This window comes from Pseudomonas sp. DNDY-54 (assembly GCF_019880365.1).
In the GTDB taxonomy this organism is placed as follows: Bacteria; Pseudomonadota; Gammaproteobacteria; order Pseudomonadales; family Pseudomonadaceae; genus Stutzerimonas; species Stutzerimonas stutzeri_P.
Window position 1 is genome coordinate 4,081,051 of record NZ_CP082271.1, and the last position, 26,336, is coordinate 4,107,386.

The following is a 26,336-nucleotide window of genomic DNA, read 5'->3' on the forward strand; positions in this document are numbered from 1 at the left end:
ATCAGGCGACCTCGGCGGCAGCAGCCATCAAGGCCTCGATTTCGGCAACAGCCTTTGGCACTCCGCCGGTGAGAATTTCACAGCCGGTGCGGGTGACCACCACATCGTCTTCAATACGCACGCCAATGCCCCGCCACTTTTTCGCCACGTCCTGGTTATCAGCGGCGATATAGACGCCCGGCTCGACGGTCATGACCATGCCCGGTTCGAGCACGCGCCATTCGCCGCCAACTTTGTAGTCGCCGACATCATGCACATCCATACCCAGCCAATGGCCGGCACGGTGCATATAGAACGGCTTGTAGGCTTCCGCAGCGATCAGCTCGTCCGCGTTTCCCTGAAGCAGCCCCAGCTCAACCAACCCGGCGGTGATAACCCGGACAGTCGCCTCATGGGCCTCATTCCAGTGTTTGCCCGGCGCAATATGCTTGAAGGCCTCCTCGTTGGCGGCGAGCACCAGCTCGTAGATGGCTTTCTGCTCGGGGGAGAATCGGCCGCTGACTGGGAAGGTACGAGTGATATCGCTGGCGTAGCAGTCAATCTCACAGCCGGCGTCGATCAGCACCAGATCGCCATCCCTGAGCACCGCATCGTTCTCTCGGTAATGCAGGATGCAGGCATTCTTGCCCGCCGCAACGATCGAACCGTAGGCCGGCATTTTCGAGCCGCCCTTGCGGAATTCATAATCCAGTTCGGCTTCCAGGTGGTACTCGTAGAGGCCCGCGCGGCTGGCTTGCATGGCGCGGATGTGGGCACGAGCGGATATCTCTGCCGCGTGCTTCATCACCTTCACTTCGTTGGCCGACTTGTACAGACGCAAGTCGTGTAGGAGATGGTCGAGCGCGACGAACTCGTTTGGCGGCTGCGCGCCCTGGCGGGCCTTGGAGCGAATCGTGTTGATCCATTCCATGAGCCGATGATCGAATTCCTGATTGCTGCCGATGGCGTAGTAGACACGCGAACGTCCTTCGATCAGCCCGGGGAGAATGTCGTCAATGTCCCCGATGGGGAAGGCATCGTCCGCTCCATACTCCGAGATGGCGCCGTCCTGGCCCGCCCGCAGACCGTCCCACAGCTCCCGGGCCGGATCGCGCTCGCGGCAGAACAACACGTACTCGCCATGTTCGCGGCCCGGAATCAACGCGATGACCGCCTCCGGCTCGGGAAAGCCGGACAGGTACTGGAAATCGCTGTCTTGGCGATAAATATGCTCGACGTCTCGGTTGCGGATATACATCGGCGCGGCGGGGAGGATGGCGATGCTGTTGGGCTCCATCTCCGCCATCAGCGCCTTGCGCCGGCGGGCGTATTCCGATTTTGGAATCCGAGTCATGGGCGGGCAATCCTCAATGCAGGGAGGGCTTGGGCGTCGCCGCAACCGGCTTGGCGCATTCTGTAAACAGCAACAGCGGCGCGACTCGCAGGTATTCCATGACCTCCATATAGTCGTTCTCGCCATCTTCGGATTCTTCCAGCGAATCCTGAATCTGCGCGATTGCCGCGAGGTCTTGCAAAACCTCCATGGCCTCGCCGCTCAGCGCCCGATCACCGGCGATCAGACCGAAGCCGGTCAGGAAGCTCTGACACCACTGGCCCAGCGCCAAGGCACGCTCGGTAAGCGGCGCATCATCGGAAGGCAACAGCAAAACAATAGCGATATCTTCACCGCCGAGTTCGCCCTTGACCATCTCCTGAAGCCCCACAAGCGCTTGGCGCACCGACTCTTCGGGCTCAGCACCGAGCAGCTCGGCGGCATCGATCAGCCAGGGGTCGACCTCGAAACCTGCCCCGGCGCAACTGCGTCCGAGCAGCAAGCCGTGCAGCTCGGCAGGTGTGACAGGTTGGGCACTGCTGGCTAGCAATGTGGCGAAAGCGGCATACGGCGAGTTCTGAATGGGCATTGGCAGCTAGGCGCGCGGAGGCGCTAATGTCTAGAATGAAGGCCTTGTATCCTAGCATCGGCACACGAGCCAAGACCATCGAAGCCGGACCACCCAGCACTCGCGCCATTACTCGGGAATCCCATGGAAGACGCCGACCTGCAATTGCTGACCGCCAAGCTGGAGCAGCTGATTCAGCGCATCGAGCAACTCAAGGCGCAGAATCGCTTGCTGCTTCACAGCGAGCAGGCGTGGCGCGAGGAGCGCGCTCATCTCATTGAAAAGAACGAAATGGCACGGGTGAAGGTCGAATCAATGATTTCGCGCCTGAAAGCCCTGGAGCAGGACTCATGACCCAGCCGAACACCGTTACCGTCCACATCATGGACAAGGAATATTGCATTTCTTGCCCACCCGAAGAACGCAGCAACCTCGAAGGCGCCGCGCACTACCTGGATCGCAAGATGCGCGAGATTCGCAGCAGCGGCAAAGTCATCGGTGCCGACCGCGTCGCGGTCATGGCCGCACTCAACATTACCCACGAACTGCTGCACAAGCATGACCGCCTAGATGCGGAAGCCAATAGCGCCCGCGAGCACGTCCGCTCCCTACTGGAGCGGGTCGACACGGCGCTGGCCGCTGATCCAAACCCATCCAGCAACTGATGAACGGCAGGCAGATTGCGTTATAATCCCGCCAACTCCCTGGCATGTTCGCCAGTCGGCGATGACCCTCTCCCGATAAGCAACACCATGGAGGCTACACGTAGTGCCGGTGTGCATGTCCGCCTGACGGAAAGCCTTAAGGTACTCTGTAGTCGCCACCTTGAACTCTCGGGTTCAAGGGCCTACGCTGGCAGCGGCATGCTGGGGAGCCTCATTTCATGATCGTAGCCAACGGGCTTTCACGCCCGGCGCTGCGACGACAGTTGCGGCAAGCGCGCCGCCACCTCACCCCTACCCAGCAACGTCAGGCCGCCAAGAGACTTTATCGGCAGCTGGCGCAGCACCCGCTTTTTCGCCGCGCCCGCCATGTCGCCTTGTACCTGCCCAATGACGGCGAGATAGATCCCCGTCCGCTTTTGCTTGAAGCGCAACGACGAGGCAAAGCAACCTATTTACCGGTGCTCAACGCCTGGCCACGCACACGCATGGTGTTTCAACGGATCATGCCAAACGAGCGCCTGAAGCCGAACCGTTTCGGTATACCCGAGCCGACTTTTTGCCCAACTCGGCAGCGGCCTATCTGGACACTCGACCTGGTTCTAATGCCACTGGTGGGGTTCGACGAGCACGGTGGTCGCCTGGGTATGGGAGGAGGCTTCTACGATCGCAGCCTGGCGTATCGCAACAGGCGCAAAAATGGTCACAAACCGACGCTTTTGGGGCTCGCCCATGATTGCCAGAAGGTGGATCGCCTACCCCTGGCGAGCTGGGATGTGAGTCTGCAGGCGACGGTGACGGACCAGGGCTGGTACGCGAAGTGACGCGGGGAGAATTGACGGGGTGTCACGCGGCCGCATCCATGCGGCCTGGTCGCTCAGCGCTGAAGCTGTTGCGAATGGCTGATCGGAACCATTGAAGACGAATCGTCCGGTCGCTCCCATAGCCCTTGGGTATAGCCTGTAGTCACAACGCCGAGACCGAAAATCAGCACCAGGACCCAAAGAATATCTGGCTTACGTTTCATAGATTGTCGCCTCCCCCTGCCAGGCGAACTGTGTTGCGCCGGATCTGTATCGTTTTGGTTTTCCAGACCCGACAGCGCCAACCTCAAGCGCGGCATTCTCCGCCAAGCCTTGGTGTAGCGCAAACGGCGCTGCACTCCAGTTGTCGGGGAACTGCGTTCAAGAACCCTTTAAAAAACTAAGAGCAAAGACCATGCCGTACTGGCTGATGAAGTCCGAACCCGACGAATTTTCCATCCTCGACTTGAAGGAACTAGGTGCTGGACGGTGGGATGGGGTGCGTAATTACCAGGCCCGCAATTTCCTACGGCAAATGATTCGGGCCGACCTGTTCTTCTTTTATCACTCCAGTTGCGCAACCCCGGGGATCGCAGGGGTTGGCCGAATCGCCGGGAGCGCCTATCCGGACCCGACGGCGCTAGACCCCAACAGTCCCTACTACGACCCCAAGGCCAGTGAAGCGAAAAACCGCTGGAGCGCAGTCGACGTCAGTTTCGTCGAGCACTTCGACGCCGTTATCACGTTGCCACGCCTGAAACAAACGCCAGCGCTGGCTCAGATGCCGCTGGTGCAGAAGGGCAGCCGGCTGTCCGTGATGCCCGTGAGTGAGAGTGAGTGGCAAGCTATCCAGGCGATGCGCTGAGTCAGGCTCTTTGCCGCTTCCGGTTATTGGACGATCAAATTGTTGAACAGCAAGTCGTCCACCAGAGGCTTACCCTCCTCCTGCGTAAGCACAGCTTGAACCTGCTTGAGGGCTTCCTGCCGAAGCGTTTCTTTCGCCTCGACGGTTCCTAGACTGGCATCGGTCTGCTGCGAAAACAGCGTCACCAGCTGGTTGCGAATCAACGGCTCGTGATGCTTGACCTTCGTCTCCGCCTCACTCCCGCTGACCCGCAGCGCAATGTCGGCCTTGTAGTACTTCAGCCTGCCATCCGAACCGTAGTTACCAACTAACGCTGGCACCAGCGCGTAATAGATGGTTTTTGTCGCCGCCGCATCAGCTTCGGATGTTTCGGCAATTGCCGGCAGTGCAAAGCAAAGGACAAAAAAGAAAGCAAGAAAGCGCTTCACAGGCCTACTCCAAGAGAAACAGCCGCCAGCATAACCAGTGCCGGGCGTGGACCCAAGCCCGGCCTTATGTATCGCCATCAGAACAGGCCATGCTCATTGCACCGCACGGACAGGCTTCTAGACTGACCTAATCCAGAAACGACCCATAGCCTCATCGCTAACGACAAAAGGAAAACTGATGAAAGCTGTCCTGTGCAAAGAATTCGGTCCGGCCGAAAACCTCGTCGTTGACCAGATCGAAAGTCCGCGGATCAAGAAAGGCGAAGTCCTGGTTGATGTGCACGCCGCCGGTGTCAACTTTCCAGACACGCTGATCATCGAGGGCAAGTATCAGTTCAAGCCACCGTTTCCGTTTTCGCCAGGCGGTGAGGCGGCAGGCGTTATCGCAGCCGTAGGCGAAAGCGTCAAACACCTCAAGGTAGGCGATCGGGTCATGGGATTGACGGGCTGGGGTAGTTTTGCCGAGCAAGTCGCCGTACCGGCAGATAATGTACTGCCAGTTCCTCCGTCGATGGATTTCGAAACCGCCGCCGCATTCAGCATGACCTATGGCACTTCGATGCACGCGCTGAAACAGCGCGCCAATCTTCAACCCGGCGAGACCCTCCTGGTGCTTGGCGCATCGGGCGGTGTTGGCCTGGCTGCGGTCGAGATCGGCAAAGCAATGGGCGCTAAGGTAATCGCGGCGGCCTCTACGGCAGAGAAGCTCGACGTCGCGAAGCGCGCCGGGGCCGACGAGCTGATTAACTACACCGACACCAGCCTCAAGGAGCGATTGAAGGAACTTACGGGTGGGCAGGGCGTAGATGTGATCTACGATCCGGTAGGGGGTAGCCTGTTCGAGGAGGCGTTTCGCAGCATCGCGTGGAACGGCCGGATGCTGGTTGTCGGATTCGCTGCCGGAGACATTCCGTCACTCCCTGCAAACCTGCCGCTGCTCAAAGGCGCCGCGCTGATCGGCGTATTCTGGGGCAGCTTCGCCCGCCGGCAGCCACATGACAACGCAGCCAACTTCAAGCAGCTTTTCGCCTGGCACGCCGAAGGCAAACTCAAGCCGTTGGTCTCGCAAACGTTCGCGCTCGAGCAGGCCGCCGATGCGATCAATACGCTGGCTCAGCGCAAAGCGGTAGGCAAGCTGGTCGTGAAGGTACGTTAAAGGTCAAAGCCGCTACCGCAGGGCGTACGGCTCTGCGGCAGGGCTGGAGAACAGGCTGTCAGTGCGCGGTAGCGGGCGCTTCGCCACCTTGCTGCATGCGCGCCGTTTCCTGGGCGTAGAGGGCATCGAAGTTCACCGGTGCCAGCATCAGTGCCGGGAACGAGCCACGGGTGACCAGGCTGTCGAGGGTTTCTCGGGCATAGGGAAACAGGATGTTGGGGCAGAATGCGCCCAGCGTGTGACTCATGGCCTGAGCTTCGAGCCCCTTGATCAGGAAAATGCCGGCCTGCTGGACTTCGGCGATGAACGCCACTTCCTCTCCAGTCTTGACCGTCACCGAGAGTGTCAGCACGACTTCGTGGAAGTCATTTTCGAGCGACTTCTGCTTGGTGTTCAGATCCAGCGCAACGCTGGGATTCCACTCCTGGCGGAAGATTTCCGGGCTCTTGGGCGCCTCGAAGGAAAGGTCACGGACATAGATCCGCTGCAGGGAAAACTGCGCGCCCTGCTCTTCCTGACCAGCCGCCGCGCCGTTGTTTGCTTGTTCAGTCATGTGAAGCCTTCTTGTTGTGCATGTCGTTATAGGGTTCGACCTGCCGATGCCAACCCGGGCCGGCGGTACGACAGGTCATGAAGCGAATCACGCCTGCAGCAGCGCATCCAGCCGACCCGCACGCTCGAGCGCGTGCAGCTCATCACAGCCGCCGACATGTTCGTCGCCAATCCATATCTGAGGGACCGATGTGCGACCGGCCTTACTGGCCATTTCAGAACGCAAGGCAGGCTTGCCGTCGACAGGTATTTCCTCGTAACTGACACCCTTGCGGTCTAGCAAGCTTTTGGCTCGTATGCAGAACGGGCACCAGGCGGTGGTATAGATGACGACTTTAGACATAGTTACTTGACCACTGGCAGGTTTTCGCCGCGCCAGCTGGAAATCCCTCCGGACAGCTTCGCGGCTGTGAAGCCTGCCTTCTGCAACTCACGGCAGGCCGTTCCGGCGTGCTGGCCCATGGCGTCGACGACTACGATCATCTTGGCCTTGTGCTTTTCCAGCTCACCTAGTCGGCTGACCAGCTTTTCGTGTGGAATGTTCAACGCATCGACGATGTGACCGGCGTCGAACTCCTTCTTCGCACGCACGTCCAACACCACGCCTTCGTCGCGGTTGACCAAGTTGGTCAGCTCGCGGTTGCTAAGGCTTTTTCCGCCCTTGCGCGCCTCAGTGACGGCGAGAAGAACCAGCAACACCAGAAAGATGCTGACCAGCAGATAGTGATTAGAGACAAATTCAATCAGGTTAGCGACCATCAAAAGGGTACCCGGGGGATAAAATGCGGGCCAGTATACACAGCCCCCCCACCAGGCTGAACCCTGCGAATCGTGACGCCCAACCGGCCAACAATTAGACTGGCCGCCATTTTTTTCGCGACCTCGTGCAAGGAGCCAGACACATGCCCGCCGCGCCCAAACCCCTGGTACTGATGATTCTCGATGGCTTCGGACATAGCGACAGCCCCGAATTCAACGCCATCCATGCGGCCAACAAGCCCGTTTACGACCGTTTATTAGCCAGCCAGCCTCACGGCCTGATCTCCGGCAGCGGCATGGATGTCGGCCTGCCGGACGGGCAGATGGGCAACTCCGAGGTGGGCCACATGAATCTCGGGGCGGGCCGCGTGGTGTACCAGGACTTCACCCGGGTGACCAAGTCCATCCGCGATGGCGACTTCTTCGAGAACCCCACCATTTGCGCTGCCGTGGACAAGGCGGCAGGTGCGGGCAAGGCCGTGCATATCCTCGGGCTGCTCTCGGACGGTGGTGTGCATAGCCATCAGGATCACCTGGTCGCCATGGCGGAACTGGCCGCAAAGCGCGGCGCCGAAAAGATCTACCTGCACGCCTTCCTCGACGGCCGAGACACGCCACCAAAAAGCGCACAGCATTCCATCGAACTGATGCAGGCCACCTTTACCCGCCTCGGCAAGGGACGCGTTGCCAGCCTGATCGGCCGCTATTTCGCCATGGACCGGGACAACCGCTGGGACCGCGTTGAGCAGGCGTACAGCCTCATCGTCGATGGCAAGGCCGAGCATCATGCGGACTACGCGGTGGATGGCCTTATCGCAGCATACGAGCGCGGCGAAAGTGACGAGTTCGTCAAGGCCACCACCATCGGCGAACCGGTGCGCATTGAGGACGGCGACGCGGTGGTGTTCATGAACTTCCGCGCGGATCGCGCCCGCGAGTTGACGCGCTGCTTCGTTGAGCCGGGTTTCAACGAGTTCCAACGCGCCCGGGTACCGCAACTGGCCGGCTTCGTCATGCTGACCCAGTACGCTGCAAGCATCCCGGCGCCGGCGGCGTTCGCACCCGAAGCTCTGACGAACGTACTTGGCGAATACCTAGCCAACAATGGAAAGACCCAGCTGCGCATCGCCGAGACCGAGAAATACGCCCACGTCACCTTCTTCTTCTCCGGTGGACGTGAAGAGCCGTTTGTGGGGGAAGAGCGCATCCTCATTCCATCGCCGCAGGTCGCGACCTACGATCTGCAGCCAGAGATGAGCGCACCGGAAGTCACCAATCGCATCGTTGATGCCATCGAGAATCAGCGCTACGACGTGATTATTGTCAACTACGCCAACGGTGACATGGTCGGCCATACCGGCGTGTTTGACGCGGCCGTGAAGGCGGTGGAATGCCTGGACCACTGTATGGGTCGCATTGTCGAGGCGCTCGACAAGGTCGGCGGCGAGGCGTTAATCACTGCTGACCACGGTAACGTCGAGCAGATGGAAGATGCGATGACCGGCCAGGCCCATACCGCGCATACCTGCGAACCGGTGCCGTTCATTTATTACGGCAAGCGCCCGCTGAGAATCCGCGAGGGTGGCGTACTCGCCGACGTGGCCCCAACCATGTTGACGCTGCTTGGCCTGCCGGTGCCCGCCGAAATGACCGGGCGCTCCGTTGTCGAGCTGGAAAGCTAGTAACGACGCGGACAACCGGAAGCCAGGCGCAGCTCGTCACTCGCTTGGCCTCCGCTGCTTGGGGCTTCAAGCCACAGGCGGCGTTTTTAGGCATACTACGGCGGTCAAAAATCTTCCGGTTTGTCCTTTCATGCCTCGTATTCTTCTCGCATTCACGCTTTTCTGTCTGCTGGGTTCGGCCATGGCGGACGAACGCGCCGACGCCCGCAAACAGATCGAGGCGGCACGCAAAGACGTGGCAGAGCTACAACGTCTGCTCAAGCAGATAGAACAAGAGAAATCTGCAGTCCAGAAGCAGCTGCAAACGACCGAAAGCGAGATGGGTCAGCTGGAAAAGCAGGTGGACTCGCTGCAACAGGAGATCGACCGCAGCGAAGCGGAGCTGGAACGCCTCAACGACGAGAAGACCACCCTCGAAGGCGCCCGCATTGAACAGCAGCGTCTGATCGGAATTCAGGCACGCGCGGCCTACCAGAGCGGTCGCCAGGAATACCTCAAGCTACTTCTCAACCAGCAGAATCCGGAGAAATTCAGTCGCTCCCTGACCTACTACGACTACCTCAGCAAGGCTCGTTTCGAGCAAGTTGAGCGTTTCAACGAAACCCTAAGCCAACTGGCCAAGGTCGAAGCCGGTATCGAAGCACAACAGGCAGTGCTCGCCGAGCAGCAGGATGGATTGCAGGAGCGCCGCGCCCAGCTGGCCGAGGTCCGCAAGGAACGTCAACTGGCGCTGGCCAAGCTTGACCGTGATCTCTCCAGTCGCGACCAGAAACTCAAGGCCCGCAAGCAAGAACAGGCACAGCTTGAGCGTGTCCTCAAAACCATTGAACAGACGCTTGCACGCCAAGCGCGTGAAGCCGAGCAGGCACGCCAGCAAGCACTGGCGCAGGCAAGGGAAGAACAGGCGCGCCAACGGCAAGCCAGTGGCCCAGACTCAACGCCGTCCGGCCCGATCGCTTCAAGCGCGGGCGGCAATTTTGGTGGCCCATTCGCCAGCGCGAAGGGCAAGCTACCCTGGCCGGTCGATGGACGGCTCGTCGCGCGCTACGGCACTCCACGCGGCGGAGACGCTCGAACCAAGTGGGACGGCGTGCTGATCGGCGCCGATGTCGGTACGCAGGTGCGTGCCGTGCATGGTGGACGCGTGGTATTTGCCGACTGGTTGCGTGGTGCCGGACTGCTGGTGATCCTTGATCACGGTAACGGTTACTTGAGCCTGTACGGGCACAACCAGAGCCTGCTGCGTGACGCGGGAGAAATCGTCAAGGCGGGTGATCCCATTGCTACTGTAGGAACCAGTGGCGGGCAGGAATCGGCCGCACTGTATTTCGCCATTCGCCAACAAGGTCGCCCAAGCGACCCGGCACAATGGTGTCGTGCGCAAGGATAAGAGCCGATTCGGCTACTAGCGCGCCCCTCACAACTGGAGTCAAACATGCTGCACCTGCGCCGTTTCGCCCACCCTTCCACCCTGGCCCTGACCATTATGCTGGGGATGTACGGTAGCGCCTGGGCGCAGCAACCGCCCCCAGAGGTGATAACGGAGCCCGTCACACTGGGCACCTCAAGCAACAAGGCGCCGCTGCCGCTAGACGAGCTGCGTACCTTTGCCGAGGTGCTGGACCGAATCAAGGCAGCGTATGTCGAGCCAGTCGACGACAAGACCCTACTCGAGAACGCCATCAAAGGCATGCTCAGCAATCTCGATCCCCATTCGGCCTATCTGGAGCCCGAAGCGTTTGCCGAGCTTCAGGAAAGCACCAGCGGCGAGTTTGGCGGCCTCGGGATTGAGGTCGGCATAGAAGACGGATTCATCAAGGTGGTCTCGCCTATCGATGACACACCGGCGTCCAAGGCCGGCATCGAGGCCGGCGATCTCATCGTCAAGATCGATGGCAAGCCAACCAAAGGCATGTCAATGATGGATGCGGTCGGCATGATGCGCGGCAAGCCAGGAAGCGACATTTCCCTCTCGCTGGTACGCGAGGGTGGCAAGCCATTCACGGTCAAGCTCACCCGGGCCGTGATCAAGGTCAATAGCGTCAAGAGCCAGATGCTCGAACCCGGCTATGGCTATCTGCGCGTCACCCAGTTCCAGATCAACACCGGTGAAGAAGTTGGCAAGGCACTGGCGCAGCTGCGTAAGGAGAATGGCAAAAAGCTCAACGGACTGGTGCTCGATCTGCGCAACAACCCCGGCGGTGTGCTGCAAGCCGCCGTGGAAGTGTCCGATCATTTCCTCACCGACGGCCTGATCGTCTATACGAAAGGGCGCATCGCCAATTCCGAACTGCGCTTCAATGCCGACCCGGTCGATGCCAGCGAAGGGGTTTCGCTGGTCGTACTGATCAATGGGGGCAGCGCCTCCGCTTCCGAGATTGTTGCCGGTGCCTTGCAGGATCAGAAGCGCGGCGTCGTGATGGGGACTGACAGTTTCGGCAAGGGCTCCGTACAGACCGTACTGCCGCTGAACAATGACCGTGCGCTTAAGCTCACCACGGCGCTCTACTACACGCCGAATGGCCGCTCCATCCAGGCGCAGGGCATCGAGCCGGACATTCAAGTGACACGCGCCAAGCTGACCCGTGAGCAAACCGTCGAAGGCGTTCGTGAAGCGGATCTTGCCGGTCACTTGGGCAACGGCAACGGCGGCCCGGAACGCCCTACCAGCACACCGATCGCCAGCGACTCGCCACGACCGCAAGACGAGGACTTCCAACTCGGCCAGGCGCTGAATCTGCTCAAGGGACTGAACCTCACCCGCGGCCAGTAGTGGTGCGCCGCGCTGCAATCCTCCTGCTGCTGGCAGTCGTAGCACCACTGCTGGCGCGCGCGGGCGAGTTCGAGTCCAACACCGTTACAGACGCTGAGCATCGCGCGGCCATCGCGCGAATGCCGAAGCTGGCGGTGGTGATCGATGATTTGGGGCAACATTCCACGTTGGATGCCCGTGTTCTGGCTTTACCCGGCCCCGTGGGCATGGCAATCCTTCCGGATAGCCGCCATGCCACCACGCTGGCCGAACGGGCCAGCGCTGCGGGCAAAACGGTCATGCTGCATCTGCCCATGGCGCCCGCCGGCGGTCCCTACGCCTGGCACCCACGGCTCGGGCAGGTCGAGCTTTTAAGCCGTCTGAACCAAGCGCTCGCGAAAGTCCCCAATGCCAGCGGCGTCAATAACCACATGGGCAGCCAGATGACTGATCAGCGCCAGTCGATGGGCTTTCTGATGAGCGAACTGCAGCAAAGGCACTTGTTCTTTCTCGACAGCCGAACTAATCGCGAAACGGTTGCCGGGGCCTCGGCGCAAGCGATCGGTCTGGCCAGTGTGTCACGCGATGTTTTCCTCGATAACGATCCCAGCCCCGACGCGGTAGCGGCCCAGTTCCAAGCAGCCTTGCGGCTGGCCCGCATGCAGGGTTCAGCGATTATCATCGGTCATCCTTATCCGAGCACTCTCGCGCTGCTTGAGGAGCAACTGCCACGCCTGCATGCCCAGGGGATCGACTGGATCGATCTCGGCCAGATGATCGCTACCCGAAGCAACCGTGCGATGGCTGCGCACGGTGCGGATGGCATCTACCGCGTCTCACGTCAGAGATAGCGACGCATGATGGCGTCGATGGCGCCGTCGGCCTTCATCTCGTTCAAAGCTTTTTGCAGCCGTGTCACCACCTCGTCGGGTGTCTGCTTGTTCAGGGCAAGAAACAACTGCGCGTCGTTGAAGCGTAATACGGTGGTGAGACCAGCCACGCCTTCCTGCTTGGCAAGGTAGGGCCCTACCGGATCGGTCGTCGCCCATAGGTCTATCTGGCCTTTGAGCAGCTTGCCGATGTTCTCCTGGTCGCGCAGTGAGTTGAGCGGTTCGAAACCTTTGCTTTCAAGATGCTGGCTGACCGCATCGTTCTTGTACGCACCGATTCGATACTGTCCCGCCTGTTCTAATGAACTCAAACGCAACGGGCTGCCGGGTGGCGCCAGCAGGACCCAACCCGTACTGGCGAGCGGGCCGACCCATTTGAACAGCGGTTCGCGCTCCGGCGTATAGGTTGTTGAGAAGAGCCCCTGGTTAGGTTGTTCCAGCACCTGGTTATAGATGCGCTCCCAGGGAAAACGCAGCGTCAGGCTGTAGGAAATACCTGCACGCTTGAACATCTCACGGGCGATGTCCGCATTGATCCCGCTGATGTTCTGTTCCGCGGCGTAGTTTTTGCCGTCCGCCGCCATGTTGAAAGGTGGAAAGTTCTCGGTCAGCAAGACCATCTTGTAGTCGTCAGGCAGCGCTGCCCGTGCCGTCGTCGCCAGCAGCATTAGCAACACAGCTGTAATAAGTCGTCCCATCATGTCCCCCTGTCAACAAATGCTCCTGAACAGCAACCGTGTGCTACGGATGCCGTCTTTAGGGTTTAGCAACTTGTGAACCAAGCACGGGGTGAGCATCGCTTGAATGCGACGCGTCGCACATTGTGAGGATCAATCAACGAGTTTGGATGGGGTGCACAAGCAGTCCGAGCGCGCCTGGGACCGGCCATGCACGGAGGCTGACGCACCAGGACGGCGCGTCAGCCTATCGATATCGACTAGCGAAGATGCAGCGCGCTGATGAAGCGCATCGGCGTACGTTACAGGTAGCGGCCGGTGATGGTGTCGAACGTGCCGTCAGAACGCATTTGATCCAACGCGTCCTGCAGCTTCTTCACGGTCTCATCGGCGACCTGCTTGTTCAGCGCCAGATAAAGCTCGGCGCTGTCGAAGCGCAGCACCCGCTTGAGGCCGGTAACGCCCTGCTGTTTCGCCAGAAAGCGCCCGGCAGGATCGCCGGTGGCCCAAAGATCAATGGCGCCGTTCTGTAGTTTCTCGACGTTGGTCTGGTCGCGCAGCGCCAGGGAGGGCTCGAGCCCCTGTGCCAGCAGATGCTCGCCAATCGCATCCCCTTTGTATGCGCCAATCCGGTACTGCCTGGCTTGCTCCAGGCTATTGACCTCGATGGTACTGTCGCTGCGTGCCAGCAGAACCCAGTCATCCGGCCCGATCGGGCCCACCCACTTGAACAGCTCCTCACGCTCCGGCAGCCGAGCCGTCACGAATACACCGTAGCCCGGCATTTCCAGGGCCATCTTGTAAATCCGCTCCCACGGGAAACGCAGCGTTAGCGTGTAATCCACACCAGCCCGCTGGAACATTTCACGAATGATGTCTGTGGCGATGCCCTTGATGTTCTCGTCCCGAGCGAAGTTCTTGCCGTCAGCCGCCATGTTGTATGGCGGGAAGTTTTCGGTGAGCAGGCTGATCTGCTCCGGTGCCGCTTGAGCACTGGCGACGCTCAACATCAGACTGGCTGAGAGGGCAATAAAGGTGGATCTGAACATGGTGCGAATTCCCTTGATAGCGGGCGCGTATGGCCCGGTTAAGTCCTTGAAGAAAATGGGCTGAATAGTATCAGCGCATCACGATGCCGCAACTGGCCATATAGGCCTTGGCTTCCGGCACCGTGTACTCGCCGAAGTGGAAAATGCTCGCGGCCAGCACCGCATCGGCCTTGCCTTCGAGAATGCCATCGGCAAGATGCTGCAAGTTACCAACACCGCCAGACGCGATGACCGGAATACTCACCGCTTCGCTAATGGCGCGCGTCACGCCGAGGTCATAGCCGCTTTTCACACCGTCCTGATCCATGCTGGTCAGGAGGATTTCGCCGGCCCCCAATGCTTCCATCTTCTGTGCCCAGAGCACCGCATCCAGGCCGGTAGGCTTACGGCCGCCATGGGTGAAGATTTCCCAGCGTGGGGTTTCACCCGGTTTGGATACCCGCTTTGCATCGATGGCAACAACGATGCACTGAGAACCGAAACGATCGGCCGCCTCGCCAACGAATTCCGGAGTGAACACAGCGGCGGTATTGATCGACACCTTGTCGGCCCCGGCGTTGAGCAGATTGCGGATATCCTGCACCGAGCGCACCCCGCCGCCGACGGTCAGCGGGATAAACACTTGGCTGGCCATGCGCTCGACGGTGTGCAGCGTCGTATCGCGGTTATCGACGCTGGCGGTGATGTCTAGGAAGGTAATCTCGTCAGCGCCCTGCTCGTCGTAGCGACGGGCGATTTCCACCGGATCGCCGGCGTCACGGATGTTCTCGAACTGAACGCCCTTCACCACGCGGCCGTTGTCGACGTCGAGGCAGGGAATAATGCGTTTGGCCAATGCCATGGGGCTATCTCCGGACGCAGCTTCATCAAGCCGCAGGCTTCAAGCTGCAAGTAGCGGTAGGGTGGATCACGTTTCACCGATCCACCATTGATCTACGAATCACTCGTCCTTGAACTTCAGGTCGCAGAGCGCCTGCGCCTCGGCGACATCGAGCGTGCCTTCGTAGATCGCCCGACCGGTAATGGCGCCGACGATCCCGCGGGTGTTGGTGTCGAGCAGCTTCTGGATATCGCCGATATTGTGGATGCCACCGGAGGCGATCACCGGGATCCGGCTGGCATTGGCCAGGGCCACTGTGGCCTCGACGTTGCAGCCCTGCATCATGCCGTCCTTGGCAATGTCGGTGTAAACGATCGCCGAGACGCCATCGGCCTCGAAGCGGCGCGCCAGATCCACTGCCTGAACGCTGCTCACCTCAGCCCAGCCATCGGTGGCAACAAAACCGTCCTTCGCGTCCAGGCCGACAATGACCTTGCCCGGAAAGGCGCGGCAGGCTTCGCCGACGAACTCCGGCTGCTTGACAGCCTTGGTTCCGATGATCACGAAGCTGACGCCAGCGCGAACGTAATGCTCGATGGTTTCCAGCGAGCGGATGCCACCGCCGATCTGGATCGGCAGGTTCGGGTAGCGCTTGGCGATGGCCGTGACAACTTCGCCATTGACCGGCTGACCCTCGAAGGCGCCGTTGAGGTCGACCAGGTGCAGACGACGGCAACCTGCGTCGACCCACTTGGCGGCCATGGCTACCGGGTCATCGGAGAACACTGTGGCGTCATTCATCAAGCCCTGACGCAGACGCACGCAGGCGCCGTCCTTGAGATCGATCGCGGGAATAATCAGCATGGTTCGAACCTGTCTAAATCGGGTGTCGGTTAAGGTCAGCTCTTCTCGAGCGCCCACAAGTCGCTTTCGATGCTCTCGAACCTCTCTTTCAGGTGCGTCTGCACATCGAAGATCGCCTTGTTGTAATACAGCGGAGCAATTTCCCGGGCGAACAGATCAAGTACTTCCTGCGCCTCGAACGAGCCGAGCTCCAATTCGAAGCGATCTTCCAGAAAGCGCTTGATGATCTGCTGTGCAGCCTGCTCCTGAGCGGGGTCCAGCGTCAGGACCGGAGCCTTGAGCTTCGCCCGGCTCATTACCAGCGGCCATCCCAGGCGGCGAAATTCTGCAGTAACTGCAACCCGTGAGTGTGGCTTTTCTCGGGATGGAACTGCACCGCGAAGCGCGAGCCATCGGCCAACGCCGCCGCGAAATCCCGACCGTAGCGACCGCGACCAACGACCTGACGGGGATTGCCCGCCTCGACGTAGTAGCTGTGCACGAAGTAGAAGCGGCCATCGGCAGGAATGTTGTGCCAAAGCGGATGGCTGACCGCCTGTTCCACTTCGTTCCAGCCCATGTGCGGGACCTTGAGGCGCTCGCCGTCTTCTTCCAGATCCTTGCCGAAGTAGCGCACCTGACCGGGGAACAGGCCGATGCAGTCGACGCCACCATTCTCCTCGCTGCGCTCCATCAGCGCCTGCATACCCACGCAGATACCGAGGAATGGCCGATCGATGCTGACTTCACGCACCAGCTCGTCGAAACCGAGCCGGCGTATCTCGGCCATGCAATCACGAATCGCACCTACACCGGGAAACACCACACGATCCGCTTCGCGGATGACCTGGGCATCGCTGGTGATCAGTACCCGACCGGCACCGACATGCTCGAGCGCCTTGGCGACCGAGTGCAGGTTGCCCATGCCGTAATCAATGACAGCGACCGTCTGCATTACAGGCAACCCTTGGTCGATGGCATTTGCCCCGCCATGCGCTCATCCAGCGTCACCGCCATGCGCAGCGCACGGCCGAAAGCCTTGAACACGGTTTCGATCTGGTGATGGGTGTTGTGCCCGCGCAGGTTATCGATATGCAGGGTGACCAGGGCATGGTTGACGAAGCCCTGGAAGAATTCCTGGAACAGATCGACATCGAAACCGCCGACAGTGGCGCGGGTGTAAGGGACATGCATCTGCAACCCTGGACGCCCGGAGAAGTCAATGACGACACGCGAAAGCGCCTCGTCCAGCGGCACGTATGAATGTCCGTAGCGGGTCATGCCTTTTTTGTCGCCGACGGCCTTGGCAAAGGCCTGGCCGAGGGTGATGCCGACGTCTTCCACGGTGTGGTGATCATCGATATGCAAGTCGCCCTGGCACTCGATGTCCAGATCGATAAGGCCATGACGGGCGATCTGATCGAGCATGTGCTCGAGGAACGGCACGCCGATGGCGAAGCGGCTTTTACCGGTCCCGTCCAGGTTGATGGTGGCCTTGACCTGGGTTTCCAGGGTGTTGCGCTCTACGCATGCCGTACGTTCGGACATCCACAGCTCCGCGGGTCGTGGGGCTAAAAAGGACCGGCATTATAGGCTCAAACCCTGTTGGGGGGATACGCGCTTGGCGCCGCGCAGCCCCCAAGGCCAGTGCCGGCCGGCGCCCCTGCCGTGCGCAGAACGGCCGTCACGGTTATGCTTGTCGCGTTCACATATCACTTCAGGTCAGCATGCCCGTATACATCGAAACCGTAACCGAGCCCAGTCAGCAGGACCGCATCGACCTGGCAAAAATCTTCGCCGATGCGCCGGACTGGCTGCTGGCACCTTACGCTGACGCGGCAACCCTGATCGAGGCGGGACTAACCGATCGCAGCCTCATCGCCGGTCGCTTCAATGAACGGCTTCTCGGTGCGGCCCTGCTGCAGCGCGGCGAACCGCATTGGCGCCTGTCACACCTCTGTGTACGCAAGGTCACCCGTTACCGGGGCGTCGGCAAACGGTTGCTGGAGGAAAGCCAGCGTCTTGCCGGCGAAGCTGGAAAGGCCTTGCATCTGGCCGCGCCGACAGACCATCTCGAGGCCCAGGCGCTGGCCGCAAGGACGCATCTTCCGCTGGACCCGCTCTAACGCCGCCAAAAGCTCTTCCCCTGCTCGATGTGCATTTGGGTTCGGGCAGGAACCCAAACGCAGGCCGTCACTCCAACGCCAGCGGCGGCGAACGCCAGGGTACGTGGCGCTATACTCGCTGCTTTTGAACTGCCAAACACAAAGGACCTGTCCATGAAAGCGCTCGGCAAGATCCTGGGCCTGGTAATCCTCGGGTTGCTGCTGCTCATCGTCGCATTGGGCTTCGCCCTGACTCATCTGTTCGATCCCAACGACTACAAGGACGAAATCCGCGCGCTTGCCCGCGATAAGGCCGGCCTCGAACTCAGCATCGATGGCGACATTGGCTGGAGCCTGTTCCCCTGGCTTGGCCTGGAGCTGCACGACACCACGTTGGCGAGCGCACGCACCCCTGATCAGCCCTTCGCTGATTTGCGCATGCTGGGCCTATCCGTCCGCGTGTTGCCGCTGTTCAGTCGCGAAGTGCAAATGAGCGACATCACCCTCAATGGGCTCAACCTGACCCTGGCTCGCGACGAGAATGGCAGGGGCAATTGGGAAGGCGTCGGTCAGCCGGCCGCCAGTGAAACGCAGCCGGATAATGTGCCAGCAGAGCCGGACGAGGCACCCGCCGAAGAACCGCAAACCGATTCCACCCGGCGTCCGCTACGCCTGGACATCGACAGCCTGACCATCAGCGATGCGCGTGTGACCTACCACGACGCCAAAAGCAGCCAGCAATTCAGCGCTGAGGGTATCGAACTGACCACGGGAGCGATTCGCGAAGCCACGTCGATCCCCGTCAAGCTCAACGCCTTCTTCGGAAGCAACCAGCCGGTGATGCGCGCCCGAACGGAGCTGCAGGCCGCGTTGCGCTTTGACAACAAGCTGCAGCGCTATCAACTCGAAGACCTACGATTGAGCGGAGAGGCTTCCGGCGAGCCGCTGCACGGCAAGACCCTAACCTTCAGCGCGCAAGGTCAATTGCTGGCCGATCTGCCCGCGGACATCGCGGAGTGGACCAGCCTCAAGTTCACCGCCAATCAGTTGCGTGGACTTGGCGAGCTGAAGGTGCGCAACCTCCAAGAGGAACCGAAGCTCGCTGGGGCGTTGTCGATCGCCGAGTTCAACCTGCGCGAATTCCTTGAGAGCGTCGGCCAGCAGCTTCCTCCCATGGCAGATAGCCGCGTCCTGAGCAAAGCCGAACTGGTGACCCGCCTGGCAGGCACCGCGACCAGCCTGACGTTCGAAGAACTCACGCTGAAGCTCGATGGCAGCACCTTCACCGGCACCGCCGCGGTCAGTGACTTCGCCAAGCAGGCGCTGCGCGTAGACCTGAAGGGCGACCAACTGGATCTCGATCGTTACCTGCCACCGCCGAGCAAGGAAGATTCGGCCGGCGCGGCGCGCCAGAGTGAAGTCGACGCCACCGAAGCAGCAGTGATCGGTAGTGGCACCACACCCTTGCCGGACAAACCCACCCAGCAGGCATGGAGCGAGGAATCGGTCCTGCCGATCAGCACCCTGCGCAGTCTTGACACGCGGATTAACGTGACCATTGGCAGCCTCACCGCCATGCAGATGCCGTTCGACAGTTTCGCAGTCAAGGCACGTACAGCTGGCGGTTTGCTGACGCTTGAAGAACTCCGCGGGGGCCTCTATAACGGTCGTTTGGAAGCATCGGCCAGCCTCGATGTCCGACCTCAGGCGCCGTTGATAACCGCTCAGACTCGCATCGCGAGGGTCCCGGTCGAGCGTCTGCTGCAAAGCCAGGGCGAGAAGGTCGTGATCAAGGGCCTGCTCAACCTGGACGGCGACATCCGAACCCAGGGCAACAGCCAGAAAGCCTGGATCGACAACCTCAACGGCAAGATCGGCTTCATTATCGACAACGGCATCCTCGTTGACGCCAACCTCGAGCAGCAAGTGTGCCGCGCCATCGCAACCCTCAATCGCAAGCCGCTGACCAGCGACCCTCGCAGCCAGGACACGCCGTTCCGAGAGCTGAAAGGCAACCTGACCCTGCGTAACGGCGTCGCCAGCAATCCGGACCTCAAGGCAAGCATTCCGGGCCTGACGGTAAACGGTAACGGTGATGTCGACCTGCGCGTGCTGGGCATGGATTACCGCATAGGCATTCTCATCGAGGGCGACAAGGGCGACATGCCAGACCCGGCGTGCTCGGTCAACGAACGCTATGTCGGTATCGAATGGCCGCTACGCTGCCGCGGTCCGCTGGAACTGGGCGCCAAGGCCTGCCGCTTCGACAAGGACGGCCTCGGCAAGATCGCCGCCAAACTCGCCGGTGAGAAACTCAACGAGACCATCGAAGAAAAGCTGGGCGATAAAATCAGTCCGGACCTGAAAGACGCGCTCAAGGGGCTGTTCAACCGATGAGCTCGCATGTGCTGAGCGACATTCAGTTCGGTACAGCCGTTCTTGATTGGTTCGACCGCCACGGGCGGAAGGGGCTGCCCTGGCAGCAGGGCATCACGCCCTACCGCGTTTGGGTCTCTGAAATCATGCTGCAGCAAACGCAGGTCAGCACCGTGCTCGGCTACTTCGATCGTTTCATGGAAGCGCTGCCGACGGTTGAAGCACTGGCCGACGCTGCCGAAGACGAAGTGCTGCACTTGTGGACCGGTCTGGGCTACTACAGCCGCGCGCGCAACCTGCACAAGACCGCCAAGCTTGTCGTCTCCGAGCACGGCGGCGAGTTCCCACGGGACGTCCACAAACTGGCCGAGCTACCGGGCATCGGCCGCTCTACAGCAGGCGCTATCGCCAGCCTGAGCATGGGGCTGCGCGCACCGATACTCGACGGCAACGTCAAGCGAGTGTTGGCCCGCTACATCGCGCAGGACGGCTATCCAGGCGAACCGAAAGTCGCCAGGCAACTCTGGGCGCTAGCCGAGAGGCTAACGCCGCAAGCGCGGGTCAATCATTACACCCAGGCGATGATGGATCTCGGCGCAACGCTGTGTACGCGCAGCAGACCCAGCTGCCTCTTATGTCCATTAAAAGCCGGTTGCCGTGCCCATGTGCTCGGTCGCGAAACCGAGTTCCCCGCGCCCAAGCCGCGCAAGACACTGCCGCAAAAACGCACATTGATGCCGATGCTGGCTAATCATGAGGGCGCGATTTTGCTCTACCGGCGGCCATCGACCGGTCTTTGGGGCGGTCTCTGGAGCTTGCCGGAACTGGATGACCTGACCGCGCTCGGTCCGCTCGCCGAGCGTCACGCCTTGCAGTTGCAGCAGCGCCGCGAGCTGCCCGCCCTCACGCACACCTTCAGTCATTTCCAGCTGGCTATCGAGCCTTGGTTGATTAGAGTCAAGTCAGAAGAAGGCGCCGTGGCCGAGGCAGACTGGCTCTGGTATAACCTCGCCACCCCGCCGCGACTGGGGCTTGCCGCCCCCGTGAAGACGCTGCTCAAGCGCGCCGCCGCCGAATTGAACGCAGGAGAGATGTCATGACCCGCACCGTGAACTGCCGCAAGTACAAAGAAGAGCTCCCCGGACTGGAGCGCCCACCCTACCCCGGCGCCAAAGGCGAAGATATCTACAACAACGTATCGAAGAAGGCCTGGGACGACTGGCAGAAGCACCAGACCATGCTGATCAACGAGCGTCGGTTGAACATGATGAACGCCGAGGATCGCAAATTCCTGCAGGGCGAAATGGACAAATACCTATCTGGCGAAGAATACGCCCAGGCCGAAGGTTACGTACCGCCGAGCGAGTGACCTGCCGCATCGGAGCGCTCCACAGTAATACGCGAGGCCCGTTAGGGGCGGCCGTCTCGCTGCCCGCGTGGCTCGCCAGGTCGCATCACAACGCTAAACGCCCGTTCTGGCTAAATATTTTCCAGGGCGCGCTTGACAGGCAAAAGCCAAATCCGTCTAATAGCGCCCCGTTGCCCAGGTAGCTCAGTCGGTAGAGCAGGGGATTGAAAATCCCCGTGTCGGCGGTTCGATTCCGTCCCTGGGCACCATCTATTAATTTCAGGTGGTGCCAAAACCACCCGAAAGCCCACAAGAAGCCCGCCTAGTGCGGGTTTTTTGTTGTCTGCGTTTTGCCCTCTGTGGGTCTGCGAGGCTCAATGGGGGCATATTTGGGGGCAAAAGCGCTGGCTGTTCTTGAGAGGTCAGCGCGCAAGAGTAGGTTTTGACTGCGCCAAACCTGCCCATTGTCTTCGCAGCGCTGCAACCTTGCCCGAGATGACCAGCGTCGGAATTTTCATGGCCGGCCGCTGGGGAAACGGCAGACCCACGCAATCCGAGTGCACCGCGCTAACCGGAACGTGTTGATCGTACGCCGCTCCTGACGGCCCCGCTCCCACCACGCCAACGCCCATTTCCGGGCGCCTCGTTTATCTCGGGAGTATTTGGCAGCGAATCACCGTCTACCCTTCTGTTAACACATTTGCTTCGGGAGCCACCGCGCGTTTCCGTCCCACTCGCCAGTCAGAGGCCAGAAAGACACATGGAAGCAGACAAGAAGCTACCCAGGTCCATCATCCTGTTCCCCGTATTCATTCCAGCGGTGGTCGTTACGCTGCTGCTAGTAGTCGGCACGATCAGTAATCCTGAATTGGCGGGGGAGGTGTTCAGCTCGACGCTGGCATTCATCACGACCAACTTTGGCTGGTTCTACATGCTCTCGGTGGCCTTCTTTCTGGTCTTCATCGTGGGCATCGCGATGACGCCCTGGGGCAGCATCAAGCTCGGGCCTGACCACGCCGAGCCGCAGTACAGCTTTCCGGCCTGGTTCGCCATGCTGTTTTCCGCCGGTTACGGCATCGCGTTGTTGTTCTTCGGCGTCGCCGAGCCGGTCCTGCATTACGCCTCACCGCCAGCGGGTGCGGCAGAAACCGTTGATTCGGCCAAGCAGGCGATGCAGATCGCTTTCTTCCACTGGGGCTTTCATATCTGGGCGATCTACGGCCTGACTGGCTTAGTGCTGGCGTACTTCTCGTTCCGTCATGGCTTGCCGCTGTCGATGCGTTCGGCGCTCTACCCGATCATTGGCGAACGCATCTATGGGCCGATCGGGCATGTGGTGGATGTCTTCGCGATTCTGGGCACGCTGTTCGGTATCGCGACAACGCTTGGCTTGTCGGTCACTCAGATCAATGCCGGCATCAATTACCTCTGGCCATCGATACCGATCAGCATCAACGTGCAGATCATCGCCATCGCGCTCATCACGGGTCTGGCGATCTGCTCGGTGGTCGCCGGCCTCGACAAGGGCGTGAAGAACCTGTCGCTGCTTAACATGATCCTGGCGATCGGGCTCATGCTGTTCGTGTTTCTGGTCGGCCCAAGCATCTTCATTCTCGAGACCTTCCTGCAGAACACCGGCAGCTACCTGAACAACATCATCGAGCGGACGTTCAACCTGCAGGCCTACAGCCGCAGCGACTGGATCGGCAACTGGACGCTGTTCATCTTCGGTTGGACGATCGCGTGGTCGCCCTTCGTGGGGCTGTTTATCGCGAAGATCAGCCGTGGCAGGACCATCCGCCAGTTCGTCTTCGGCGTGATGTTCGTGCCCACCATGTTTACCTTTCTCTGGTTCTCGGTGTTCGGCGATACCGCCTTGCACCTGATCATGGTCGAAGGCTATACGTCGCTGATCGGCGATGTGCAGGCGGACAACGCCATCGCGCTGTTCAAACTGTTCGAACTGCTGCCGATGACGTCCATCGCGTCGTTCCTCGCGGTGGTGCTGATCATCACGTTCTTTGTCACGTCCTCGGACTCCGGCTCCCTGGTTATCGACTCGCTGGCCGCTGGCGGTGCACTGCGTACCCCGGTGTGGCAACGGGTGTTCTGGGCCAGTATCGAGGGCGTAGTCGCGTCTGCTTTGCTCTTGGCGGGTGGCCTCAGCGCGCTGCAAACCATGACGATCGCCAGTGCCCTGCCCTTCGCCATCATCATGATGATCGCCGCGCTTGGCATGTGGCGTGCGCTGGTGATCGAAGGACACCACGAAACCAGCCTGCAAAGCCATATGCAGGGCAGCCGACTGGCAAGCAATGCCGGCCCCGGGCTCTGGAAGAAGCGGCTGGCGGGGATGGTCAGCTTCCCGACCCGGGAAAACGTCGACAGCTTCATGAGCAGCACCGTGCTCAAGGCCATGCGACGGGTGCAGCGCGAGCTCAGCGGCCAGGAATGGAGTGCCGAAGTGCATACCGACGAGGCCCACTCACGGCTCTATCTGGAAGTTATCAAGGACGACCAGGTGGACTTCATCTACGAGATCCGCGCGGTCGGTTACGCCATGCCTGCTTTCGCCCTGTCCGAAGGACCCGAGGCCGATGAGCAGTACTACCGCGCCGAGGTCTTCCTGCGCCGTGGTGGTCAGCACTACGACATTTATGGCTATGACCAAGCGGACATCATCAGTGACATCCTCGATCAGTTCGAGAAGTACCTGCACTTTTTGCACATCTCGCCGGGGAGCCTCCCGTGGAAGATGGCAGAACACGACGAGATGCTCACAGACGATCCGGAGCTGCCCAAACCCGACCCGTCATAACGCAGAAAATGTGGTGCCGGGAATCTCGAATTCCCGGCGAGCATCCTGTGCCGTGCCGATCCCGTTTCGCGCACATCACGTCATTTTCATCTATATAGATAGAGGCGTACCGACGGCAAGCGAAGCGTGAACGGTCAGTCACATAGCTCAGATTGGCGCCGCGCTTGGCGCATGCCCCCACCCATGCTAGGTTTGCGCCTCGCCAGGAGGGCGAGCAGTTGGCCGGAGCGCAATTTACATAGAAATGGAGCAGGAGCAGCCCCCTGTTCCGAGAAGAGGAAGCTCAATGGCCGAGGCCATACCCGCACTGGAAATCCGCAATCTGCACAAGCGCTACGGCGATCTGGAAGTTCTAAAAGGCATCTCGCTGACCGCTCGCGATGGTGACGTGATTTCCATCCTCGGCTCTTCCGGGTCCGGAAAATCCACATTTCTGCGTTGTATCAACCTGCTGGAGAACCCCAACGAGGGCGAAATTCTCGTGGCTGGCGAGCAGCTGCGCCTCAAGCGCGCCAAAGACGGCGACCTGGTCGCTGCGGACGCCAAGCAGATCAACCTGATGCGCAGCAAGCTGGGCTTCGTGTTCCAGAATTTTAATCTCTGGCCGCACATGAGCGTGCTCGACAACATCATCGAGGCGCCGCGCCGTGTGCTGGGGCAGAGCAAAGCCGAAGCCATCGAAACGGCTGAGGCACTGCTGGCCAAGGTCGGAATTGCCGACAAGCGCCACGTTTATCCGAATCAGCTATCCGGCGGCCAGCAACAGCGCGCTGCAATCGCGCGCACCCTGGCCATGCAGCCCAAGGTAATCCTGTTCGACGAGCCCACCTCGGCTCTCGATCCGGAAATGGTACAAGAAGTGCTTGCAGTGATCCGGTCGCTGGCCGATGAGGGTCGGACCATGCTGCTGGTCACGCACGAAATGAACTTCGCCAAGCAGGTTTCCAGTGAAGTGGTGTTTTTGCACCAGGGCCTGGTCGAAGAGCAAGGAACGCCGGAGCAGGTGTTCGACAACCCCCAATCGGCACGCTGTAAACAGTTCATGTCCAGCCATCGCTAATGGAGCAACACCGCATGAAAAGCTATAAGAAGATTCTGCTGACTGCCGCCGCCACCCTGATGCTCGGCGCCAACGCCATTGCCGCTGAAAAATTGCGAATCGGCACCGAAGGTGCTTACCCACCGTTCAACCTGATTGACGCCAGCGGCCAGGTGGTCGGATTCGACCTCGACATCGCCCACGCCCTTTGCGCCAAGATGGAGGTGGAATGCGAAGTGGTGACCTCCGATTGGGACGGCATCATTCCCGCCCTCAACGCCGGCAAGTTCGATTTCCTCGCCGCGTCCATGTCGGTAACCGAAGAGCGCAAGAACGCGGTCGATTTCACCGATCACTACTACACCAACAAGCTGCAGTTCGTGGCACCTAAGTCGGTGGACTTCAAAACCGACGAAAGCTATCTGGAAGGCAAGACCATCGGCGCCCAGCGCGCGACCATCGCCGGGACCTGGCTGGAAGACAACCTGGACGGCGTCGTCGACATCAAACTCTATGACACTCAGGAAAATGCCTACCTGGACCTGGCTTCGGGCCGTGTCGATGGCATCCTGGCTGACTCCTTTGTGCAGTGGGAGTGGCTCAAGAGCGATGCTGGCAAGAATTTCGAATTCAAAGGTGAGCCGGTATTCGACAACGACAAGATCGCCATCGCCGTACGCAAGGGCAATGACGAACTGCGTGAGAAGCTGAACAAGGCGTTGGATGAAATCAGAGCTGACGGCACCTACGAGAAGCTGAACGCCAAGTACTTCCCTTTCGACATTTATTGATCCGTCTGAATCAAAGCCCGGCCGCCTGAACAGGTAGGTCG

Annotated in this window: 30 protein-coding genes, 1 tRNA gene and 1 other RNA gene; 18 read left to right on the top strand and 14 right to left on the bottom strand. The window is 60.3% G+C overall.

Translation table 11 applies throughout. The features are described from left to right. Window position 1: 1 nt before the first annotated feature. Window positions 2–1,333: a Xaa-Pro aminopeptidase gene (pepP, locus tag K4O48_RS18860; protein WP_222909862.1), complete on the bottom strand. Its 1,332-nt coding sequence runs from the start codon at window positions 1,331–1,333 to the stop codon at window positions 2–4. A 13-nt stretch (window positions 1,334–1,346) separates the two neighbouring features. Then, entirely contained in the window at window positions 1,347–1,901 is a 555-nt protein-coding gene (locus K4O48_RS18865) for a YecA family protein (protein ID WP_222909863.1), read from the bottom strand. A 123-nt stretch (window positions 1,902–2,024) separates the two neighbouring features. Between K4O48_RS18865 and K4O48_RS18870 the strand changes: the two genes are divergently transcribed. The 4 genes from K4O48_RS18870 (at window position 2,025) to K4O48_RS18885 (ending at window position 3,366) form a co-directional block, all read left to right on the top strand. Continuing rightward, window positions 2,025–2,234, top strand: coding sequence for a TIGR02449 family protein (locus K4O48_RS18870; protein WP_222909864.1), 210 nt, complete (start codon window positions 2,025–2,027; stop codon window positions 2,232–2,234). Then, a complete protein-coding gene (locus K4O48_RS18875) occupies window positions 2,231–2,545 on the top strand; it encodes a cell division protein ZapA (RefSeq protein ID WP_222909865.1) in 315 nt (104 codons plus the stop codon). The genes K4O48_RS18870 and K4O48_RS18875 overlap by 4 nt, the downstream gene beginning before the upstream one ends. 33 nt (window positions 2,546–2,578) lie before the next feature. Further along, window positions 2,579–2,757, top strand: a non-coding RNA gene (ssrS, locus tag K4O48_RS18880) — 6S RNA. A gap of 6 nt (window positions 2,758–2,763) precedes the next feature. Next, window positions 2,764–3,366 (top strand): 5-formyltetrahydrofolate cyclo-ligase, encoded by a 603-nt coding sequence (locus tag K4O48_RS18885; RefSeq protein WP_222909866.1) that lies wholly within the window; start codon window positions 2,764–2,766, stop codon window positions 3,364–3,366. A 53-nt stretch (window positions 3,367–3,419) separates the two neighbouring features. On the opposite strand, the gene K4O48_RS18890 is transcribed toward K4O48_RS18885, so the two are convergent. Beyond that, on the bottom strand, window positions 3,420–3,569 hold the full coding sequence (locus K4O48_RS18890; RefSeq protein WP_165914258.1) for a hypothetical protein: 150 nt from the start codon (window positions 3,567–3,569) through the stop codon (window positions 3,420–3,422). 191 nt (window positions 3,570–3,760) lie between these two features. Between K4O48_RS18890 and K4O48_RS18895 the strand changes: the two genes are divergently transcribed. Then, window positions 3,761–4,210: an EVE domain-containing protein gene (locus K4O48_RS18895; RefSeq protein ID WP_222909867.1), complete on the top strand. Its 450-nt coding sequence runs from the start codon at window positions 3,761–3,763 to the stop codon at window positions 4,208–4,210. Window positions 4,211–4,233: 23 nt separating this feature from the next. On the opposite strand, the gene K4O48_RS18900 is transcribed toward K4O48_RS18895, so the two are convergent. Then, window positions 4,234–4,638, bottom strand: a complete 405-nt coding sequence (locus K4O48_RS18900; RefSeq protein ID WP_409518910.1) for a flagellar basal body-associated protein FliL — start codon at window positions 4,636–4,638, stop codon at window positions 4,234–4,236. Window positions 4,639–4,816: 178 nt separating this feature from the next. On the opposite strand from K4O48_RS18900, the gene K4O48_RS18905 reads away from it, so the two are divergent. Continuing rightward, the gene (locus K4O48_RS18905; RefSeq protein WP_222909869.1) at window positions 4,817–5,794 is read left to right on the top strand and encodes an NADPH:quinone oxidoreductase family protein; all 978 of its coding nucleotides are present in this window, start codon (window positions 4,817–4,819) and stop codon (window positions 5,792–5,794) included. 58 nt (window positions 5,795–5,852) lie between these two features. Here the strand turns inward: K4O48_RS18905 and secB are convergent, their stop codons facing one another. The 3 genes from secB to K4O48_RS18920 form a co-directional block, all read right to left on the bottom strand. Beyond that, entirely contained in the window at window positions 5,853–6,347 is a 495-nt protein-coding gene (secB, locus tag K4O48_RS18910) for a protein-export chaperone SecB (RefSeq protein ID WP_222909870.1), read from the bottom strand. A gap of 87 nt (window positions 6,348–6,434) precedes the next feature. Further along, the gene (gene grxC / locus K4O48_RS18915; RefSeq protein WP_222909871.1) at window positions 6,435–6,689 is read right to left on the bottom strand and encodes a glutaredoxin 3; all 255 of its coding nucleotides are present in this window, start codon (window positions 6,687–6,689) and stop codon (window positions 6,435–6,437) included. Window positions 6,690–6,691: 2 nt separating this feature from the next. Beyond that, entirely contained in the window at window positions 6,692–7,105 is a 414-nt protein-coding gene (locus tag K4O48_RS18920; protein WP_122163366.1) for a rhodanese-like domain-containing protein, read from the bottom strand. A gap of 143 nt (window positions 7,106–7,248) precedes the next feature. Here K4O48_RS18920 and gpmI point away from each other — a divergent pair, with 143 nt between their 5' ends. From gpmI to K4O48_RS18940, 4 genes are all read left to right on the top strand, one after another. After that, on the top strand, window positions 7,249–8,787 hold the full coding sequence (gene gpmI / locus K4O48_RS18925; protein WP_222909872.1) for a 2,3-bisphosphoglycerate-independent phosphoglycerate mutase: 1,539 nt from the start codon (window positions 7,249–7,251) through the stop codon (window positions 8,785–8,787). 130 nt (window positions 8,788–8,917) lie between these two features. Further along, entirely contained in the window at window positions 8,918–10,177 is a 1,260-nt protein-coding gene (locus tag K4O48_RS18930) for a murein hydrolase activator EnvC family protein (RefSeq protein ID WP_222909873.1), read from the top strand. 45 nt (window positions 10,178–10,222) lie between these two features. Next, window positions 10,223–11,560, top strand: a complete 1,338-nt coding sequence (locus K4O48_RS18935; protein WP_222909874.1) for a S41 family peptidase — start codon at window positions 10,223–10,225, stop codon at window positions 11,558–11,560. 119 nt (window positions 11,561–11,679) lie between these two features. Next, the gene (locus K4O48_RS18940) at window positions 11,680–12,390 is read left to right on the top strand and encodes a divergent polysaccharide deacetylase family protein (protein WP_222912168.1); all 711 of its coding nucleotides are present in this window, start codon (window positions 11,680–11,682) and stop codon (window positions 12,388–12,390) included. Here the strand turns inward: K4O48_RS18940 and K4O48_RS18945 are convergent. The 7 genes from K4O48_RS18945 to hisB form a co-directional block, all read right to left on the bottom strand. After that, the gene (locus tag K4O48_RS18945) at window positions 12,381–13,127 is read right to left on the bottom strand and encodes a substrate-binding periplasmic protein (RefSeq protein ID WP_392568893.1); all 747 of its coding nucleotides are present in this window, start codon (window positions 13,125–13,127) and stop codon (window positions 12,381–12,383) included. The two genes, K4O48_RS18940 and K4O48_RS18945, sit on opposite strands and share 10 nt — an antisense overlap. Window positions 13,128–13,408: 281 nt before the next feature. Next, complete coding sequence (locus K4O48_RS18950) at window positions 13,409–14,116, bottom strand: substrate-binding periplasmic protein (RefSeq protein ID WP_392569038.1); 708 nt, start codon at window positions 14,114–14,116, stop codon at window positions 13,409–13,411. A gap of 109 nt (window positions 14,117–14,225) precedes the next feature. Next, the gene (gene hisF / locus K4O48_RS18955) at window positions 14,226–14,996 is read right to left on the bottom strand and encodes an imidazole glycerol phosphate synthase subunit HisF (RefSeq protein ID WP_222909877.1); all 771 of its coding nucleotides are present in this window, start codon (window positions 14,994–14,996) and stop codon (window positions 14,226–14,228) included. A 99-nt stretch (window positions 14,997–15,095) separates the two neighbouring features. Further along, window positions 15,096–15,839 carry a 1-(5-phosphoribosyl)-5-[(5-phosphoribosylamino)methylideneamino]imidazole-4-carboxamide isomerase gene (gene hisA / locus K4O48_RS18960; protein WP_222909878.1) on the bottom strand — a complete coding sequence of 248 codons (744 nt, stop codon included), beginning with the start codon at window positions 15,837–15,839 and terminating at the stop codon, window positions 15,096–15,098. A 35-nt stretch (window positions 15,840–15,874) separates the two neighbouring features. Next, window positions 15,875–16,135 carry a DUF2164 domain-containing protein gene (locus tag K4O48_RS18965; protein ID WP_222909879.1) on the bottom strand — a complete coding sequence of 87 codons (261 nt, stop codon included), beginning with the start codon at window positions 16,133–16,135 and terminating at the stop codon, window positions 15,875–15,877. Continuing rightward, window positions 16,135–16,773, bottom strand: coding sequence for an imidazole glycerol phosphate synthase subunit HisH (gene hisH / locus K4O48_RS18970; protein WP_222909880.1), 639 nt, complete (start codon window positions 16,771–16,773; stop codon window positions 16,135–16,137). Before hisH ends, K4O48_RS18965 begins: the two co-directional genes overlap by 1 nt. Beyond that, a complete protein-coding gene (gene hisB, locus K4O48_RS18975; RefSeq protein ID WP_019341947.1) occupies window positions 16,773–17,366 on the bottom strand; it encodes an imidazoleglycerol-phosphate dehydratase HisB in 594 nt (197 codons plus the stop codon). Before hisB ends, hisH begins: the two co-directional genes overlap by 1 nt. 179 nt (window positions 17,367–17,545) lie before the next feature. On the opposite strand from hisB, the gene panM reads away from it, so the two are divergent. The 8 genes from panM to K4O48_RS19015 all read left to right on the top strand — a co-directional run bounded on the left by panM (window position 17,546) and on the right by K4O48_RS19015 (window position 26,295). Further along, complete coding sequence (gene panM / locus K4O48_RS18980) at window positions 17,546–17,944, top strand: aspartate 1-decarboxylase autocleavage activator PanM (RefSeq protein ID WP_222909881.1); 399 nt, start codon at window positions 17,546–17,548, stop codon at window positions 17,942–17,944. A 153-nt stretch (window positions 17,945–18,097) separates the two neighbouring features. Beyond that, entirely contained in the window at window positions 18,098–20,320 is a 2,223-nt protein-coding gene (locus K4O48_RS18985; RefSeq protein ID WP_222909882.1) for an AsmA family protein, read from the top strand. Further along, complete coding sequence (gene mutY / locus K4O48_RS18990; RefSeq protein ID WP_222909883.1) at window positions 20,317–21,399, top strand: A/G-specific adenine glycosylase; 1,083 nt, start codon at window positions 20,317–20,319, stop codon at window positions 21,397–21,399. Before K4O48_RS18985 ends, mutY begins: the two co-directional genes overlap by 4 nt. Then, window positions 21,396–21,668 carry an oxidative damage protection protein gene (locus K4O48_RS18995; protein ID WP_222909884.1) on the top strand — a complete coding sequence of 91 codons (273 nt, stop codon included), beginning with the start codon at window positions 21,396–21,398 and terminating at the stop codon, window positions 21,666–21,668. The genes mutY and K4O48_RS18995 overlap by 4 nt, the downstream gene beginning before the upstream one ends. Before the next feature lie 172 nt (window positions 21,669–21,840). After that, window positions 21,841–21,916: transfer RNA gene (locus K4O48_RS19000), tRNA-Phe, on the top strand. Between the two features lie 491 nt (window positions 21,917–22,407). Next, window positions 22,408–24,465 carry a BCCT family transporter gene (locus K4O48_RS19005; RefSeq protein ID WP_222909885.1) on the top strand — a complete coding sequence of 686 codons (2,058 nt, stop codon included), beginning with the start codon at window positions 22,408–22,410 and terminating at the stop codon, window positions 24,463–24,465. A 286-nt stretch (window positions 24,466–24,751) separates the two neighbouring features. Continuing rightward, the gene (locus K4O48_RS19010) at window positions 24,752–25,525 is read left to right on the top strand and encodes an ABC transporter ATP-binding protein (protein WP_222909886.1); all 774 of its coding nucleotides are present in this window, start codon (window positions 24,752–24,754) and stop codon (window positions 25,523–25,525) included. Between the two features lie 14 nt (window positions 25,526–25,539). Further along, window positions 25,540–26,295 (top strand): ABC transporter substrate-binding protein, encoded by a 756-nt coding sequence (locus K4O48_RS19015; RefSeq protein WP_222909887.1) that lies wholly within the window; start codon window positions 25,540–25,542, stop codon window positions 26,293–26,295. Window positions 26,296–26,336: the final 41 nt, after the last annotated feature.

Bases quoted from the DNA above. Each gene is read 5' to 3' on its own strand.
- K4O48_RS19015 (WP_222909887.1), top strand. From the start codon at position 25,540: ATGAAAAGCTATAAGAAGATTCTGCTGACTGCCGCCGCCACCCTGATG.
- hisB (WP_019341947.1), bottom strand. From the start codon at position 17,366: ATGTCCGAACGTACGGCATGCGTAGAGCGCAACACCCTGGAAACCCAG.
- hisF (WP_222909877.1), bottom strand. From the start codon at position 14,996: ATGGCATTGGCCAAACGCATTATTCCCTGCCTCGACGTCGACAACGGC.
- K4O48_RS18865 (WP_222909863.1), bottom strand. From the start codon at position 1,901: ATGCCCATTCAGAACTCGCCGTATGCCGCTTTCGCCACATTGCTAGCC.
- hisA (WP_222909878.1), bottom strand. From the start codon at position 15,839: ATGCTGATTATTCCCGCGATCGATCTCAAGGACGGCGCCTGCGTGCGT.
- secB (WP_222909870.1), bottom strand. From the start codon at position 6,347: ATGACTGAACAAGCAAACAACGGCGCGGCGGCTGGTCAGGAAGAGCAG.
- K4O48_RS18895 (WP_222909867.1), top strand. From the start codon at position 3,761: ATGCCGTACTGGCTGATGAAGTCCGAACCCGACGAATTTTCCATCCTC.
- K4O48_RS18875 (WP_222909865.1), top strand. From the start codon at position 2,231: ATGACCCAGCCGAACACCGTTACCGTCCACATCATGGACAAGGAATAT.
- K4O48_RS18995 (WP_222909884.1), top strand. From the start codon at position 21,396: ATGACCCGCACCGTGAACTGCCGCAAGTACAAAGAAGAGCTCCCCGGA.
- K4O48_RS18870 (WP_222909864.1), top strand. From the start codon at position 2,025: ATGGAAGACGCCGACCTGCAATTGCTGACCGCCAAGCTGGAGCAGCTG.
- mutY (WP_222909883.1), top strand. From the start codon at position 20,317: ATGAGCTCGCATGTGCTGAGCGACATTCAGTTCGGTACAGCCGTTCTT.
- K4O48_RS18920 (WP_122163366.1), bottom strand. From the start codon at position 7,105: ATGGTCGCTAACCTGATTGAATTTGTCTCTAATCACTATCTGCTGGTC.
- K4O48_RS18890 (WP_165914258.1), bottom strand. From the start codon at position 3,569: ATGAAACGTAAGCCAGATATTCTTTGGGTCCTGGTGCTGATTTTCGGT.
- K4O48_RS18905 (WP_222909869.1), top strand. From the start codon at position 4,817: ATGAAAGCTGTCCTGTGCAAAGAATTCGGTCCGGCCGAAAACCTCGTC.
- K4O48_RS18985 (WP_222909882.1), top strand. From the start codon at position 18,098: ATGAAAGCGCTCGGCAAGATCCTGGGCCTGGTAATCCTCGGGTTGCTG.
- K4O48_RS18935 (WP_222909874.1), top strand. From the start codon at position 10,223: ATGCTGCACCTGCGCCGTTTCGCCCACCCTTCCACCCTGGCCCTGACC.
- K4O48_RS18885 (WP_222909866.1), top strand. From the start codon at position 2,764: ATGATCGTAGCCAACGGGCTTTCACGCCCGGCGCTGCGACGACAGTTG.
- K4O48_RS19005 (WP_222909885.1), top strand. From the start codon at position 22,408: ATGGAAGCAGACAAGAAGCTACCCAGGTCCATCATCCTGTTCCCCGTA.
- K4O48_RS18945 (WP_392568893.1), bottom strand. From the start codon at position 13,127: ATGGGACGACTTATTACAGCTGTGTTGCTAATGCTGCTGGCGACGACG.
- K4O48_RS18940 (WP_222912168.1), top strand. From the start codon at position 11,680: ATGCCGAAGCTGGCGGTGGTGATCGATGATTTGGGGCAACATTCCACG.
- hisH (WP_222909880.1), bottom strand. From the start codon at position 16,773: ATGCAGACGGTCGCTGTCATTGATTACGGCATGGGCAACCTGCACTCG.
- gpmI (WP_222909872.1), top strand. From the start codon at position 7,249: ATGCCCGCCGCGCCCAAACCCCTGGTACTGATGATTCTCGATGGCTTC.
- K4O48_RS18930 (WP_222909873.1), top strand. From the start codon at position 8,918: ATGCCTCGTATTCTTCTCGCATTCACGCTTTTCTGTCTGCTGGGTTCG.
- grxC (WP_222909871.1), bottom strand. From the start codon at position 6,689: ATGTCTAAAGTCGTCATCTATACCACCGCCTGGTGCCCGTTCTGCATA.
- K4O48_RS18965 (WP_222909879.1), bottom strand. From the start codon at position 16,135: ATGAGCCGGGCGAAGCTCAAGGCTCCGGTCCTGACGCTGGACCCCGCT.
- pepP (WP_222909862.1), bottom strand. From the start codon at position 1,333: ATGACTCGGATTCCAAAATCGGAATACGCCCGCCGGCGCAAGGCGCTG.
- K4O48_RS19010 (WP_222909886.1), top strand. From the start codon at position 24,752: ATGGCCGAGGCCATACCCGCACTGGAAATCCGCAATCTGCACAAGCGC.
- panM (WP_222909881.1), top strand. From the start codon at position 17,546: ATGCCCGTATACATCGAAACCGTAACCGAGCCCAGTCAGCAGGACCGC.
- K4O48_RS18950 (WP_392569038.1), bottom strand. From the start codon at position 14,116: ATGTTGAGCGTCGCCAGTGCTCAAGCGGCACCGGAGCAGATCAGCCTG.